Raw genomic sequence first — 14,732 nt, 5'->3', positions numbered from 1 at the left:
CCGCGTTGGCGCGCGGGCTCTACTCGATTCCTGGCTTGGAACTCGTCGGGAGGGTACGCCTCCCGACGCTCATCCACAGGTTTCGAGCATTGCTCACCGATCTTAGCTGATCGCAAACCGGGGGTTCCGGATGGTGGAGGACGGATCGCAGCTAGTACTCCAACGTCACTTGGCTTCGGCGTTGGGCGTGGCGTGGGCATGAGGACGGCCACCGCGTTGATCATCGATGGTTTGTGAGGACAACCGAAGATCGGGCGGTGGCCGCGTGCCACAGCGTAGACCCCGCCCGGTGGCGGGTCATCCTGGACGAGGCGGTGACGCGTGTCGCAGCCCGGTTCGCACGGGCGGAGCCACGCCGGACGGCCGGGCAGTTCGTGGAAGGGCTGCTGTCGGACGCGGAACGCAAGACCTGCTGGTCCTTGGCGGAGCGGGCTGGTCACGCCGATCCGCAGGCGATGCAGCGGTTGCTACGCACGGCGGTGTGGGACGCCGACGCCGTCCGCGACGACGTGCGGTCCTGGCTGGTCGAGCAGCTCGGCCACCCCGACGCGGTGCTGGTCACCGATGAGACCGGCTTCCTCAAGAAGGGCGTGTGCTCGGTCGGGGTGCAGCGGCAGTACACGGGCACCGCCGGGCGGGTGGAGAACAGCCAGGTCGGGGTGTTCCTGGCCTACGTCTCACCCGCGGGGCGGGCGATGATCGACCGCCGGCTCTACCTACCCGAGACGACCTGGTGCCACCAGCCCGACCGGCTCACCGCCGCCGGCGTGCCGGACGGCATCGGGTTCGCGACGAAGCCGGCTCTGGCCCGGCAGATGATCGCCCACGCGTTGGACGCCGCTGTCCCGTTCCGGTGGGTGACCGGCGACGAGGTCTACGGCGCCGACCCCGGCCTACGCGCTGACCTCGAACAACGCGGGATCGGCTATGTCCTGGCCGTCGGATGCGACCGACGCGTGGCGGTCAACGAGGGCCGCACCCTCGTGCGTGTTGACGACCTCGCCGACCGGATCCCCACCACCGAATGGCAGCAGCACAGCTGCGGGCCGGGCGCGAAAGGCCCCCGCGACTACCTGTGGGCCTGGATCACCACCGCCACCCGGCCCGGAGAGCACCGCTGGCTACTCATCCGCCGCAACCGCACCACCGGCGTGCTGGCCTTCTACCTGTGCTGGTCACCCCGCCCAGCCCCGCTACACACACTCGTGACCGTGGCTGGCTCCCGCTGGAGCATCGAGGAGTTGTTCCAAACCGGCAAGGGCCAGGTCGGCCTGGACCACTACCAGGTCCGCGGCTGGACCGGCTGGCACCGGTTCATCACCCTGGCCATGCTCGCCCTGGCCGTCCTGACCATCCTCGCCGCCCAGCAACCCGACACCGATTCGAAGATCATCGCGTTGACCGTCGCCGAGATACGCCGACTCCTCAACGCCTTCGTCCTCGCCGTGGCGCTATCGCCAGACCACACTCTGCACTGGTCGGTCTGGCGACGAACAACCCAAGCCCGAGCCCGACGATCCCACTACCAGCGCAGACTCAGCCACCAAGCCGGCCAAAAGATCAAGTGACGTTGGAGTACTAGGCCGAGAGGGTCGCCCTGTGGCCTGGGATGGTTACTGCGGCGAGCCGGTCGCCTGGCTGTCGGTCGGCGAGCCCGTCGCCGGCACCCTGTACGGCGGCTCAGGCCCGATCGCCTACACCCATCTCCTGACCGTCGCGGAGGCCATCGAGGTGTACGGGCCGATCAGCGAGTGGATCGTCGGCCCGCAAGGCGGATTCCGCCGGGTGTGTTTTGGAGAGACAGTGTTCACCAGCGCCGAACTCGGCCGCGGCTTCGACGTCCGCACGCTGCCTCAGGGCGTTGTCACAGTCGAGGATCCGGACTTGGACTGGCCGTGCCCGCAGTGCGGTGCCACCCCGGGCGACCGCTGCAGCGGAGCGTCCAAGCACCGGGTCCGTCGCGCCCGCGGGGAGGAGTACCAGCGCCTCCAGAACGAGATGAGCCAGCTTCGGGACACCGTCGCGAATCTTCGCCGGCAGAACGAACTGCTCGACGAACAGGTGCATGCTCTGCGGCGCGAGCAACGCAAACGAGTACCGATCTGTAGTAGGCCTACCCGAGCCGGGCGACCGTGCCAGGCCGACGCGATCACCTATCCGACGCCGATCGAGTCGTGCCGCATCCACCTCACGCCCGAGGAGAAGACGATGATCGCCGCTGCCGAGGCTCGGCGACGGACCGAGTTCATGGCCCGCCCCACGGGCACTGAACCCGAACCGCCGGCTTAAACTGGTTAAAAGTGCCGTACTCCGGCGAAAGCCGACCAGTTTGACTCGTGGTGTCGTGACGGGTTCCTGCAGAGATGTCCATGGAACGACATGCCATCACCGGCGCCCCGGCCTCGGGCCGTCGCACACCGCGCACGTGTCCCGCCCCGCTGGCACTGGACCTTGCTGCACCGTTGTCGGCCCAGCGCCGGATCGGGGATGCCGCCGGGCATTTGGGATTCGTACCCCGCATCGAGCTTGTCCAGGTGTCGTGCGGGTGCACCGAGCAGGAGAGACTGCGGCGGACGGCTGTCTACCAGCGGCGACGCCGGTAAACCTGTACCTCACGAACAGGCATCTCGGACCAGTGCAGTGGGCGGTCAACGACAGGGCGGGCGAGGTAGGGGGTGATCCGGTCGCGTTCGTGTTCCTCCGCGAACTGTTCGGCTTGCGCGGTTTCGCCGGCGAGGTCGAGCGCTTTGATGAGCTCCACGACGAGTAGGTCGAGGCGGTGGTTCTCGGCTTCAGCGGCCGTAAGGCGTTCATGGGCGGCGACGGCGCGGTGGCCGCACCATTGCCGCAGCAGTTCGTGTACGGGTCGAACACTCCTGCGGTACCACTGGTACTCCCATTCCGGGCTGGACTCCTCGCCCTTCCGGAACGGGTGCGGGCCACCGTGCTTGCACTTGTGCCGCGCCTCCACCTCCTCCTCGATCACGTGCTCCAGGATGGTGTGCGAGTGGGCGCGGCAGACGACCTCCGCGATCACAACCGTGCCAGCGGGCGAAACGATCATGCCCTCGTCGGTGGTGAACCACTGGACCTTCGCGAGAATCTCCTCCACGGTCACCTGAAGGATGTCGGACAGCGCCACCCGATCCTTGATGATCGTCACGTTCTCGACCGGACGCCAGTCCACCTCGGCCACCTGCTCCGGGATGAGAGCGGAGTAGACGGAAAGAACCGCGCTCCGCTCGACGGAGTCAAGCTCGAAATCTGCGATGCGCTGCCAGCCCGCCTGCTGGGCGTCGTAGGCTTCAACGTCCGCCCACCGGGTCTTCAGCCGGGATGACGGCACAGTCTGCACACGGTGGCCGTCGTCGGGGAACTCCACCTCGACACTCGCGGTGGTCTTCTTCGGTGTGACGGCCTTGATGCGTACGCGTTCCGAGGATGCCGTGTCTCGAAGCCGGTACGCCCACTCGTCGCCAACGACGTACCGCGATACATCGAACGCCATCTGAACCGCCCCTCGGATGCCGACCTGCCGCAAGGCAGTGTGACCTGGGTGTGCAGGACCACTCTGACATCGACCGATGGCCGATGCCTACCGGGATGATGAGGGCCTATGCCCGGGTGGGAACCGGTCGGTATAACTGACCGATGGTCGACATCGCCGCGCCGCTGAAGCCCCACCAAGTCGAGGTGTTGCGCTGGGTAGAGGCTGGATGCCCCGACCCGGGTATGCCAGGCGATGGCGCGAAACACACCGCGAGGGCGTTGCAGGGCCGCCGCCTGGTCACGGTGTCACGCCGGGACGGCCGGTGGTCCGCGACCTTGACCGAGCGTGGCCGCTACTACCTCGACAACGGCCGGTACCCCGCAGTGACCAGCACGGCGACCAGTGACTTGTTGGAGAGTTCACCCACGCAGGCGACCTCTGGCGGAAAGAGCCGGCAGCCGACGGCGCAACCATCGGTGATCCAGGAGGCGACAGTGCTGATCGAGCGGCTCCAGACCAGCGGCGGCACCGTGGTCGTGTCGGATCCGGACGCCGACACACGCGCGAGCTATCGGCGCGCCATCCACGCTGCCAAGCAGCACAAACTCGTGCCCGACGGCTACGACCTGCGGCACACCGGCCGCAACACCGGTGACCTCGTCGTTCGTCTGTACTCGGCGGCGCAGCCCTATGACACCGATTGGAATCGGCTACGGCTCGACCAAGGCGACACTCGCGCCACCGCGGCCGCCGACTACGACGCCCTCGAACAGGACCCCACCACCCTGCGGGTGGCACCGGAATCGATCCCCCGGGTGCTCGCTCTGCTCCGGGCGATCAATGACGCCGGAGTGAACCGCAAATGCCGCGTGGGCATCAACCTCACGACGAAGAACCCGAAACCGTACGTCAAGTTCGGCAGCGCCCGACGGTCGCTGGAGTTCTTCGAGGAGTACGACCAGGTACCCCACGTGCTCACCATCGACGAGCGCCGAACGAAACGACTCCGCCCCTGGGCACACATTCCGGAGTTCGACAGCGTTGCCACCGGCCGCCTCCGCCTCGAAGTCATCAAGTTCCAGTCCAACGAGCGCCTCACCTGGCGCGACACCCCGACCGGGAGCCTGGAACAACAGGCCAGTCGCATCGTCGCCGACATCATCAAATCCATCGAAGAACAGCAACGAGTCTCCGCCGCCTTCCACCAGTGTGAGATGGAACGGCAGGCCGCGGCGAGACTCGCCGAACAGCAGGCAGCAGAGGAACGCCGCCGCCGCGACATCGATCGCAAAGCAAGGTGGGAGCACGCCATCACGAAAGCTCGCCGACTCGCCGTCGAGGAGCACCGCAGGACGACACTCAACACCGCCATGGAACAGTGGCAGAAAGCCGTGAACATGCGGGCGTTCTGCGACGCCCTCGAACACGCCGCCGCAGATCAGGTGGCCAGGGATGGCGAACTCGCCACCTGGTTGACCTGGGCACGCGCCCACGCCGACGAGATCGACCCTATTGTCGGTACGCCCACGCTCACAACGGTCGACTTCACCATCGAACCGAGCCCGGAAGATTTACGCCCACACCTGAACGGATGGAGCCCGCACCACCCGAAGAAGGAATAGGCAGGCCGCCCGCAGTCAGCGCGGGGGTGTCAGGCATTCGCGCCCGGTGTCTCGGGTGTTGTGGACGACCATAAACGGCACCGAATCCCGTTGCAGGCAGGACGTCACGGCGGGCACCTGCGTGTCGGCGGTTACCAGGATGAGCAGGCGCTGGGCGCGGGATGCGCCGACGTAAAGCACCCGCCGGCTTTCGCCGGGATTGCCCTCGCCCCAGAGCCCGACCCCGTCGATGGAGGTGGCGCGTTTCGGCAGCGGCGGGATCGCGACCGCGGTGACCGTTGCCTGGAGGCCCTTGAAGCCGTGGATCGTCGACCAGTCGAGCGCATCGGGTTCGTCGACCATGAGGACCGGCCAGGTGTCGCCGTTCGGAGAGCGGAGGCTGCCGGTGTTGATCCAGTCGCCCCACCCCAATGCCCTGATACCGTTGCGCATCTCGGTGCGGAAGGCGCTGGGTGGGCCGTCGAAGGGTGCGGTCCTGCTGGCGAGCCGCAGGCATCCGTCCCGGAACGTACGGGGGGTGAGCCCGACGGAGTCCAGAAAATCGGCGTCGGCGAGCACACGGTCGTCGTCGTGGCCGAGCCCGCGGAGGATGCCTTCGATCGTCTGCATGGCCTGGGTACGGGCCCGGGCGCTGGCGCGGAGTTCTTGAAGGGTTGCTGCGGCCTGGGCGAGCTGGACGAGTTTGCCGCCGCTCTTGTCGCCCGGCGGTGAGGCGCCGGCGCACTCGCGGGCGTCCTTCTCGGCGTAGGCGAGTACCTTGATCTCCTCGTGGGTGAAGCCCATCGACCCGGCGACCTCGATGATCTTCGAGCGAGCGTGGCCGAACCCGCTCACGGGCAGGACCACCACGGGGTACTGGTCGTCCTTCCATTTCCCGAGCGGAGTGTCGGTGCCGGCGTCGGCGCGCAAGCTGTTGACGACGCCGCAGATCGCCGCGGAGCTTCGGTAGTTGCCGTCGAACCGGGTTCCTTCGGGGACCCGGCTGACGAGGTTCTTGACCGCTTCGATGGTGGAGCCGCGGAAGCCGTAGATGGACTGGTCGAGGTCGCCCACCATGACGGTCTCGATGCCGCAGTCGAGCAGGAAGTTGATGAGGAAGATGTCGCTGCTGTCGCAGTCCTGCACCTCGTCGACGATGACCGACCCGAACCGGGCGCTCATCAGCTGGCCCAGGCGGGCCCGGTTGGTCGGGTCGCTGAGGTAGTGCTCCATCAGCACTCGCGTCGCCGCGCAGTCCATCACCCCGTTCGCGAGGAACCGGCGAGCCAGGCGTGAGGCACTGGTGTTGGCCTTACTCCGCTGCCAGTCAAGGAGGTTGGTCACGGTGCTTCGTTGGGCGTACGGGACCTGGTGGTTGACCAGCCGGGCGTTGCCGCCGTCGTGGTCGAAGGCGAACCAGCCGAGCTGAAACTCCAGCGGCACTCCCGCCACCCCGAACGTGGTGCCCTGGACGGTGTGCCACGAGTCCTTGAACGTGGGGACCTGGCCCGTCAGCGTCTTGTACAGGGGCGTGACGATGAACCGGTTGATGAAGCCGTCGATGGTGCCGACGTAGTTCGGGGCCGTGATGAGGTCTGGCCGCTGGGCGCACCGCTGACGCGCCTCGTTGATCGCGGCGTTGGTGAACGACAACAGGGCGACGCCCTGCCGGGCGGGGACGCCGGGGCGTTGGGTGAAGCGCTCGACGATGCTCTGGGTCTTCCCGGCGCCCGGGCATGCTGGGACGAAGACGCCGCCCGGCTTGTCGATGAGGGCGCGCTGCGCCGGCGAGAAGTCGATCTCGTCCATGCCCGCTTACCGCATCGCCGACTGGACGGCCTGGGTGAGGTAGGTGGGGCACTTGAACGTGCCGCCGCTCTGGATCAGCTCGGCGACGTCGTGGGCGAACTCGCCCTTGCCGATGTACCGCTTGGAGGTGCGCAGCTTGCGGTAGAAGACCTCCGCCGGGTTCGTGCTCGTCGTGAGCGTACTCCAGAACCTACCCGACCTGGGCTTCTGGCGTTTGAACGCGGTTTCCAGCAGCGGGCCGTTGACCGTGAACGGGTTCATCAGGTCGGCCTCGAGCGTGAACTCGGCGGCGAACACGGCGAGGATCGAGTCCGCGCCAAGCTGGGTGCCGATCTCTTCCAGCCGGTCCTTGCGGCTGAGTGTCGCGGCCGGCTCGTCCTCCGTCTTCGGCTCGCCGGCCTTGGGCTCATCGTCGAGGTCGTCGTCTTGGTCGACCTCGCCAGCGAGGTCGGGGTCGCCGTCGGTGATGACCACCAGCCGGTCGACGAGCCGAACGCCGTTGACCTGCTGCAGGAGGAGCTTGAGGTACGGACCGAAGTCAACGCTGCCGATGCTGATGATCGACACGGCCCGGAACTCGCGGCACTTCGCCCCGTAGTTGACTGACGTCTTATCGAGAACGCAGTGGCGTGCGAGCGGCGGCAGGATGACGGCCTCGGAGACACCCTCCACAAGGACCGCACGCCGGGTGAACAGCAGCTCGGCGCGGCTCACGTCGAGATACTGGTCAATTTTGCGGCGTTCCTCATCGGTCAGGTCGATGTCGCACAAAGCGATCGCGGCGGTCCCGCGCTGGATGCCCGTCGGCACCACCTCGACCTCGGTGGCCAACGAATTTCCGGTGATCTCCGGTGTCGGGGTCTCCTGGGTGCGCAGGACCACGATGCTGCGGATGCCCACCGCGCTGGCCAGGTTCGGCGAGTGGGTCGTGGCGACCACCTGGATGCGACCCGCCGGGCCGTCCGTGTCGTCGCGCAGCGACTTGACGGCCTGCTCCTGGAGGTAGTCCAGCAGCACGGCCTGCAGTTGCGGGTGGAGGTGGGCCTCCGGCTCCTCTACGAGGAAGAGCGTGAGCTCGGCGTCCTGGGCGTTGCGTAACTCGATGATGACCGAGGCCATGTAGAGCAGGTTGGCGTAGCCGAGGCCTGAGTCCTCGATGTCGGCGAGGTCGACGCCGTGCTCGGCCATCTTTAGGCGTAGGCCACGAGCGAGCCGCTGCAGCCGGACGTCGCGGAAGCTCAGACCGATGACCTGCCCACGGACCGGATCGGTGAGGTCGCTGACGTGCTCCTGCAGCCGCTTTTGGGTACCGGTGATGACATCGTGCTCCTCGAGCTTGCGCAGCCCGTCGATCGCCTGGTCGAGAAAGTCCGTTCGGTCGGCCTCGCTCGTCAGGTACTTGATGATGAGCGCCATACGGTTGCCGGTGGCGGAATCCAGCTCACGCTTGGCGTCGCGCAGCGGCGCCAGGTAGACGTGCCGGATCTGGTCGCGCTTCTCAGGTTCGGCGTCGGGCCCGGCGGCTCGCCCGACCAGATTTTCCAGCTTGGACCGACGGGGTACGTCCACGTTCGGCCGGAACCGGGTCATGTAGTACGCCTTGTTCGTGGCGATATCGAGCGCGCCGATGTACTGGCCTTGCTGAAACCGCGTCAGACCATCGAACTCGCCCACGATCTCGATCGGCCCATTCGCGCCGGTGGAGACGTCATCGACCTCCAGGTAGCGGACCCGTCGCCCGCTCAGCGGCGTGGTCAGCAGCCGCATCGCGTCGATGACGTTGGACTTGCCGGAGTTGTTGTCGCCGACGAGCAGCGTCAGACCGGGCTGAAGCTTGATCTCCACGCCGCGACACGAGCGGAAGTTCGTGAGCCGCAGACCGGCGAGGCACATGCCGCTCCCCGTGGTCGACGCGCTGAGCGTGGTCGGTGCTGTGGACATGCTGGTGGGACTCCCTGTACCGTGTGAGAATTGGGTTCAGGCTATGAGCTACGGATTTGTGAGCGGATCAAGCAGTTCGTTGATGAGGCCGCCAAGGACGTGGCGCCGAGGGATCGCCTTGTCGATCGCGACGACCGCGCGGGGATCGTAGTCTGTAGATGCTGATCCAGGCTCTGGTGTGATCGATGCCGGCAGAAATAGTCCTCGTAGTTGCGTAGCACAGTGCCGGCGTGTTGTTCGTCGTAGAGCAGGACCACAGCCAGAATTGCTACCCGTCGGACTCAGCTTTGCTTGGTACAGGTCACTACCACCAGGTCGTCCGGAAGCATCTTGCTGCCGGCCTTCGCTGACTGCTTTGTCACCGTCCAGTTTGCCAGCATCAGAACCAGTGTGTCGTTCTCGTCTTGGCTGCCGTACTGAATGTTTGTGAACCCGAGCTTCCGGAGCGTGTCGTCGGCGACTGCAGCGTTCATACCCTTCAAGTTCGGCATGACCAGCTTCGTCGGTGTGGGCGGCGCGGTAGGTGCCGGCAGGGCGGGGGCGGTTGTCGCAGCCGGAGCAGTCGCGGTGGGGACTGACGTCGTCGGCGCCGGTGTGGGTGCCGCAGCAGCGGGAACAGTCGCCGCGACCGCTGCGGCTGTCGGCGAGGACTTCGCCTCTGGTCGGGGCTCACCGCTTACGACCGCGACGATCCCGGTTACGCCGCAGCACGCGATGACGATTACCCCAGCGACGATACCGATGATTGCGCCGATGCCGAGTTTCCGGCGAGGCGGTGCTGCCGGTGGCAGACCGTGGGTGAACTGCTGTGTGGCCGGTGGCGGTCCCTGCCACGCAGCGTTGTTGTCAGGCGATTGGTAAGTCACCCGGTGGAGTGTGGTCGGCGGTGATTGTCATGCACACCAGCCGATCGGGTGCGTCGCTGTCAGGTAACCGACTTCCGAGGGCCGCAGGGGTTTGATAGACGGGGCAAATCCGACTCTCGGGCCTCACCGGTCATGCTCAATCGACGATCATGTGCAGTCTATTAGTGCGATAACGGCAGCGGCGATCGTGGAGGTTCAAGGCCCGCACCTGCAGACGTTGTGCGCGGGCATGAACGCCATCACAATTACTACTCGTTTGCAGAGGCGATGAACCAGCTCAGTTGGCCTGCCTACCCCCGGTTCCCCGACGTCCGAGCATTCACGGAGCACCAGCGAGCTCCGCCTCGATGTCCGACATCGGCCTATCGGGACCAACGGGCCCCGAAACTTGGCGCGCGAACCACGGTCGATGGCAGCGAAGGCGGGCAACCCGTAGTTCGCGCCGCTGACGCTCTCAAGGCCCTTGGCTACGCTGAGCCGGTGAGCTACCCCCGGCAGACGCATCCCCACATGACCTTCCCCAGGTCGAACGATGACGGCCGTGGGAACGACTACCTCCGCCGTATTGCTGAAGCGATGGAGCGCGTCGCTGACGCAGTCGCCGGTCAGGTTACCCAGCAGGAGGTGGAAGTCCTACCGACGTACCCCATCATCGACTGCGACGGCCCCTGCCCCGAGATGGGCGTGGCCGAGCCACATATCCAACGCTCGGGCGGCCGCCTGTACTGCGCCGTGTGCACCTACTGCCCAGAGCGTCCAGGTCGAGCCGCCAACGTACTGGAGCCATCAGTCTGGCTGGAGTACGGGGAGTCCTCCTCCGACGTAGATGAGCAACGAGCCGCTCTGACCCGTCATCTCAACCATCACCGGAAGCAGGCAGATCCAACAGCAGCGTTACCTATCTGGACATGGTCCGACCACAGCTGTCCTCGGTGCCATGCACCGGCCGAGCACAGGTGCCGTACCAGCTCCGGACGGCCGAGCACCTCAGTCCACGCCGAGCGCTGGCAAGATCATTCAGACGAATACTGGTAGCGCGTTTCACGCTTTGACGCATTTAACGAGCACGATGAATGCGTTGCCACGGTGACAAAGGCGCGGTATGGCAGCGTCGCCGGCCAGTGGGGGAACCAGATGAGACGCCGGCAGCAGGAGTTTGGCCTTGCGACTGGGCTTTTGCCTCTCCGCCGTTGGCGCGCGGTTCGCGGGTCGACGGCGGACGTGCTCGCGAGTCGCCCCTACCGGCGGACGGGCGCCGCGTGACGGCACCGTTCGGGCAAGTGCTGGCGCAGATGCAGAGAGCAGAATAATCCCGTGACTGCGCACCTGACAGCGCCAGAGAGACCTTTGCCCACCTCACGCGCCACCCGGGTCACCTCCGACCTGCCGGCCGAGCTCGCGGCCACCCGCGATGTCGTCGGCGGTGACCGGTGACCGTGCCCGACGAGCTGCCGTTCGAGGCGGCAGTAGCAGACTCGACAGTCTTGGCGATCTATCGGCAGGTGCACTCGGTCCTGGCCCGCACTTCCGGCAGCATGATTGACGACTCCGGCAGTGTCGACATCGACGAGGCCATCCTGAACGCTTTCGCGCTCGCCGGGCCGGCCGGTCTGACGATCGAGCAGGTATGTGCCGCCTGCCAAACCTTCGCCGAGAGCGCGGTGCGCCGACGGTTCGAGGTGCTGCGCTCGTACCGGGCGGTGTCATGATGGGCGAGGATCGCGCCGGTCATGCTGGTCACGCCGCCGATCCCGGTGAGGTCGCAGCGGGCGAAACGGGTGCCGTCCATGCTCGCCTGGGAGAACTGCGCGCCGGTCAGGTCGCAGTCGGTGAAGCGGGCGCCGCGCAGGTCCGCGTTCTGGAAGTCGGCCCGGGTCAGGTTGCAGCCCTCGAACGCCACGCTCGAGAAGGTGGTGAACCGCCACGACGACAGGTCGAGCCGGCTGTCCGAGATCGTGACGTCCCGCAGCGTCCCGTTGACCCACTGCAGGCCCGTCATCCGCGCCGTCGGCACCCGCACCCGGAGCATCGATGACCTCTCCGTCCGCAGGTTCGCCAGGTTCGTACTCTCGAACACGCAGTCGGTGAACCGCGCCGCCTCCAGTCGGCTGCCGCTGAGGTCGGTGCGGACGAGGCGGCACCGGCTGAACTCGACGCCGTCCGCCGACCGCCCGGACAGGTCGAGGTCGCCCAGGCCCAGCCGCTCGAACCTCGCCTCGTCGCCGATAGTCAGATCCCCGGCGGCGGTCAGGTCCAGCGACGCCGGCAGCTTCGGTGCCGCCGGAGCCCGCCATCGGGCCGTACCACGTACGGACGGACGCGCGACCATGACGAGCACGCTAGCCGAGCCGGTAGAACCGGCCGATGGCGGCTACGCGGTTCTGGGCCGGTTCTGTTGGATCTTCTTGGCGACGGCGTCGGCGGCGTCGTGGCGCATCTTCCTGGTGACGCTCTGGTAGGTGTCGCGGGTGAGGGTGGTGGTGGAGTGGCCGAGTTGTTCGGAGACGACCTTGATGTCCACTCCGGCGTCGAGGGCGATGGTGGCCGCGCTGTGCCGCAGGTCGTGTAGGCGGATCGGTGGGAACCCGGCCTGGCGGACGAGCCTGCGGAAGCGTTGGGTGACCCCGCTGGGGTGCCACGGCCGGCCGTCGGGGCGGACGAAGAACAGGCCGGTGTCGGGCCACGCCTGGCCGGCGGCGAGGCGCCACTGGGCGCGGCGGGCCCGGTAGGCGGCGAGGACCCTGACCGTTTCGGCGTCGAGGGCGAGGTCGCGGTTGCCCGCTCTGCTCTTGGGCTTCTTGTGTACTGCGGTGTAGCCGTGGGTGGCGATCTGGTGGTTGATCGTCATCTCGCGCCTGTCGAGGCGGACCTCGGCGTCGAGCAGCCCACATGCCTCGCCGCGGCGGGGGCCCCGGTAGGCCATGAGGTGCCACATCGGGTACAGGTCGGGCATGTGTTCGCGGGCGTGGTCGAGGAACGCGACGATCTGTTCGTCGGTCCACACCATGACCGGTCCGGGAACCTTCCCGGTGGCCTTCCACCGTTGTACGCGTTCGGCCTCCCACACGATCGGCACCGGCCGGTCGGCGGGGACCTTGACCAGCGCGGCGGGGTTGGAACCGACGATCACCTCCTCGGCGAGGGCGTCGTTGACGGCCTTGCGCAGGCAGGCGCGGATGCGCTGCCGGGTCGACGCCCCGGTGGGCCGCACACCCACGACCGAGGCGCGCACGTCAGGGTCCGCGCTGGCCTTCGCCGCAAGGATCTCCTGGTTGCGGCGTTCGATCGCGGCGAACATGGCCCTGATGTGGCCGGTACGCAGCCTGTCCAGCGGGATCTCCCCGAGGTGCGGGATCAGGTGCACCCGGGTGAGCGACTCGTAGCCGACCGCGGTGTTGTCATCGACGGTGAGGTGGGTGAGCCACTCGGTGAGGTACTCGCCGACGGTGACCATGTCGGCCAGCGAACCGTCACCGCGCAGCCGTTGCCGGATCCGGTCCACCTCGGGCAGCGGCCGGCCCGCGCGCACGCAGGTCTGCAGCAGGTCGGCGATCTCGGTGCGGCGGCGCCGGTCCCGGTCGGCGAGGGCGAGCAGGGCCCGCGCGTGGTCCAGCTCGGCGGCGGCGTCGCGGCGGGTCGACAGCCCGGACCGGCGCAACTGCCGACGGCGGCCGTCGCTGGTGGCCGGCAGTTCCAGTTGGTAGGCCCAGTGGCCGTGCTCGAAGCTCCAGGCCTTGTTCGGACGACGCAGCTTCGGGCAGTCGTTGCCCCACGGCCTGCCGGTATCGGGATGGCGGCAGCCGCAGCGCTTGAAGATGCTCCCGTCTGGCATAGCGTGTGGTGCTCCTCGGGTTGGGGATGCGGCATCGGTTTGTCGATCGACATCCACGCGTGACACGCCGCGACGATCAAGTCATCGACGGACCGGCCGCCGACAGGGTCGACGCTGCGGCCGGCGGGGCCGCCCTTCGGCCCCGGCGAGGCCGAAGGGCACCGTGGGACGTGGCTGACACGGTGGGGGCGGTCAGGGCGGGTCACCGCGGTCGTCAGCGGCCCGTCCGTCGGGCTCGGGGTCGGTCGGATGCGGTAGGTGCAGCATGGCCAGGATCGGCGCGGTCGGTACCCGGTAGTGGGCACCGACCCGGTACAGCGGCGTGGGGAACGCGTCGCGGCGCGCCAGCTTGTAAGCGGCCGACCGGGACATGCCCAGGACCGCGGCGGCCGTCGCGAGGTCGGTACTCGGACCCAACGCGCGGATCCGCTCGACGGTCCAGGGTTGCCGCTCCCCACCGCGGGACGCCTCACCGGCGGCGGGCGAAGCGGTTCGGGTTCGTCGTGGCGATCGCATGATCGATCTCCCTAATGAAGCGGTGACGTGGTGACAGACCCGGCGACGAAGGACGCCGGGTTCGGGCGGTGCGAGGCGTGTCCTGGCGTACGGGCCGTGACACGGCGGTAACGTGGCCGGCCAGCGGCAGCGGGAGGTCAACGGTGGCCAGGACGTGGTTGTCGATCCGGGTCGAACTCGTCTCCGGACGAGGCGAGAACTACTGGCCCCGACCGGGCCGGATCCTCGCCGCCACCAGATCGCACACGTTCGAGCAACTGGGCGCCGCCATCGACCTGGCCTTCGCCCGCTGGGACCTCGCACACCTACGGCTGTTCACCCTCGCCGACCAGACCCCCGTCTGCTCCTTCCGAACGTGGGAAGACACACCGGACGACGCGGTGGACAGCGACAGGACCACACTGAGCCGACTCACCCCGGGCGACCAGTTCGCCTACGTGTTCGACATGGGCGACGACTGGACCCACCTGTGCACCGTCGCCGACCACCGCATCGACCCACTCGGCCTCGCGGCCGCCCAGCCCACCCCATACCAGGGCTGGGGCGACCTACCGGACCAGTACGGCCGCCGCTGAAACGGCGACGACGAGTCCGCCGCACCAAGACGACCCAGCAACCCCCTGGCCGACCTGCCACCCATCCTGCCCTGGTGGGGACCCCGACAGCCGTAGCCACAG

11 protein-coding genes are annotated in these 14,732 nt (G+C 67.5%); 4 read left to right on the top strand and 7 right to left on the bottom strand.

Translation table 11 applies throughout. The annotated features are described in order from the left end of the window. Positions 1 to 314: 314 nt before the first annotated feature. Both ACFT41_RS26840 and ACFT41_RS26835 read left to right on the top strand, forming a co-directional pair. Positions 315 to 1,568 carry an IS701 family transposase gene (locus ACFT41_RS26840; protein ID WP_377588097.1) on the top strand — a complete coding sequence of 418 codons (1,254 nt, stop codon included), beginning with the start codon at positions 315 to 317 and terminating at the stop codon, positions 1,566 to 1,568. Between the two features lie 31 nt (positions 1,569 to 1,599). Further along, entirely contained in the window at positions 1,600 to 2,289 is a 690-nt protein-coding gene (locus ACFT41_RS26835) for a bZIP transcription factor (RefSeq protein ID WP_377588098.1), read from the top strand. Positions 2,290 to 2,581: 292 nt separating this feature from the next. On the opposite strand, the gene ACFT41_RS26830 is transcribed toward ACFT41_RS26835, so the two are convergent. Beyond that, a complete protein-coding gene (locus tag ACFT41_RS26830) occupies positions 2,582 to 3,508 on the bottom strand; it encodes a hypothetical protein (protein WP_377588099.1) in 927 nt (308 codons plus the stop codon). A gap of 143 nt (positions 3,509 to 3,651) precedes the next feature. Between ACFT41_RS26830 and ACFT41_RS26825 the strand changes: the two genes are divergently transcribed. Further along, positions 3,652 to 5,112: a hypothetical protein gene (locus ACFT41_RS26825; RefSeq protein ID WP_377588100.1), complete on the top strand. Its 1,461-nt coding sequence runs from the start codon at positions 3,652 to 3,654 to the stop codon at positions 5,110 to 5,112. A 15-nt stretch (positions 5,113 to 5,127) separates the two neighbouring features. On the opposite strand, the gene ACFT41_RS26820 is transcribed toward ACFT41_RS26825, so the two are convergent. The 6 genes from ACFT41_RS26820 to ACFT41_RS26795 all read right to left on the bottom strand — a co-directional run bounded on the left by ACFT41_RS26820 (position 5,128) and on the right by ACFT41_RS26795 (position 13,956). After that, complete coding sequence (locus ACFT41_RS26820) at positions 5,128 to 6,900, bottom strand: UvrD-helicase domain-containing protein (RefSeq protein WP_377588101.1); 1,773 nt, start codon at positions 6,898 to 6,900, stop codon at positions 5,128 to 5,130. Positions 6,901 to 6,906: 6 nt separating this feature from the next. Beyond that, the gene (locus tag ACFT41_RS26815; protein WP_377588102.1) at positions 6,907 to 8,841 is read right to left on the bottom strand and encodes an ATP-dependent endonuclease; all 1,935 of its coding nucleotides are present in this window, start codon (positions 8,839 to 8,841) and stop codon (positions 6,907 to 6,909) included. A gap of 281 nt (positions 8,842 to 9,122) precedes the next feature. Beyond that, the gene (locus tag ACFT41_RS26810) at positions 9,123 to 9,707 is read right to left on the bottom strand and encodes a PASTA domain-containing protein (RefSeq protein WP_377588103.1); all 585 of its coding nucleotides are present in this window, start codon (positions 9,705 to 9,707) and stop codon (positions 9,123 to 9,125) included. A 1,492-nt stretch (positions 9,708 to 11,199) separates the two neighbouring features. Beyond that, the gene (locus ACFT41_RS26805; RefSeq protein ID WP_377588104.1) at positions 11,200 to 12,036 is read right to left on the bottom strand and encodes a pentapeptide repeat-containing protein; all 837 of its coding nucleotides are present in this window, start codon (positions 12,034 to 12,036) and stop codon (positions 11,200 to 11,202) included. A gap of 42 nt (positions 12,037 to 12,078) precedes the next feature. After that, positions 12,079 to 13,539, bottom strand: a complete 1,461-nt coding sequence (locus tag ACFT41_RS26800) for a tyrosine-type recombinase/integrase (RefSeq protein ID WP_377588105.1) — start codon at positions 13,537 to 13,539, stop codon at positions 12,079 to 12,081. Positions 13,540 to 13,731: 192 nt separating this feature from the next. Continuing rightward, positions 13,732 to 13,956, bottom strand: coding sequence for a helix-turn-helix domain-containing protein (locus ACFT41_RS26795; protein WP_377588106.1), 225 nt, complete (start codon positions 13,954 to 13,956; stop codon positions 13,732 to 13,734). Between the two features lie 242 nt (positions 13,957 to 14,198). Between ACFT41_RS26795 and ACFT41_RS26790 the strand changes: the two genes are divergently transcribed. Further along, positions 14,199 to 14,630 carry a hypothetical protein gene (locus ACFT41_RS26790; protein ID WP_377588107.1) on the top strand — a complete coding sequence of 144 codons (432 nt, stop codon included), beginning with the start codon at positions 14,199 to 14,201 and terminating at the stop codon, positions 14,628 to 14,630. Positions 14,631 to 14,732 lie beyond the last annotated feature (102 nt).

Source organism: Micromonospora sp. NPDC057141 (assembly GCF_042670805.1).
Taxonomy (GTDB): domain Bacteria; phylum Actinomycetota; class Actinomycetes; order Mycobacteriales; family Micromonosporaceae; genus Micromonospora.
The sequence above is the reverse complement of the archived record's forward strand: the minus strand, read 5'-3'. Positions and strand labels throughout refer to the sequence as shown.

Coding starts and splice junctions, on each gene's coding strand:
- ACFT41_RS26830 (WP_377588099.1), bottom strand. CDS start 3,508: ATGGCGTTCGATGTATCGCGGTACGTCGTTGGCGACGAGTGGGCGTAC.
- ACFT41_RS26825 (WP_377588100.1), top strand. CDS start 3,652: ATGGTCGACATCGCCGCGCCGCTGAAGCCCCACCAAGTCGAGGTGTTG.
- ACFT41_RS26820 (WP_377588101.1), bottom strand. CDS start 6,900: ATGGACGAGATCGACTTCTCGCCGGCGCAGCGCGCCCTCATCGACAAG.
- ACFT41_RS26815 (WP_377588102.1), bottom strand. CDS start 8,841: ATGTCCACAGCACCGACCACGCTCAGCGCGTCGACCACGGGGAGCGGC.
- ACFT41_RS26805 (WP_377588104.1), bottom strand. CDS start 12,036: ATGGTCGCGCGTCCGTCCGTACGTGGTACGGCCCGATGGCGGGCTCCG.
- ACFT41_RS26800 (WP_377588105.1), bottom strand. CDS start 13,539: ATGCCAGACGGGAGCATCTTCAAGCGCTGCGGCTGCCGCCATCCCGAT.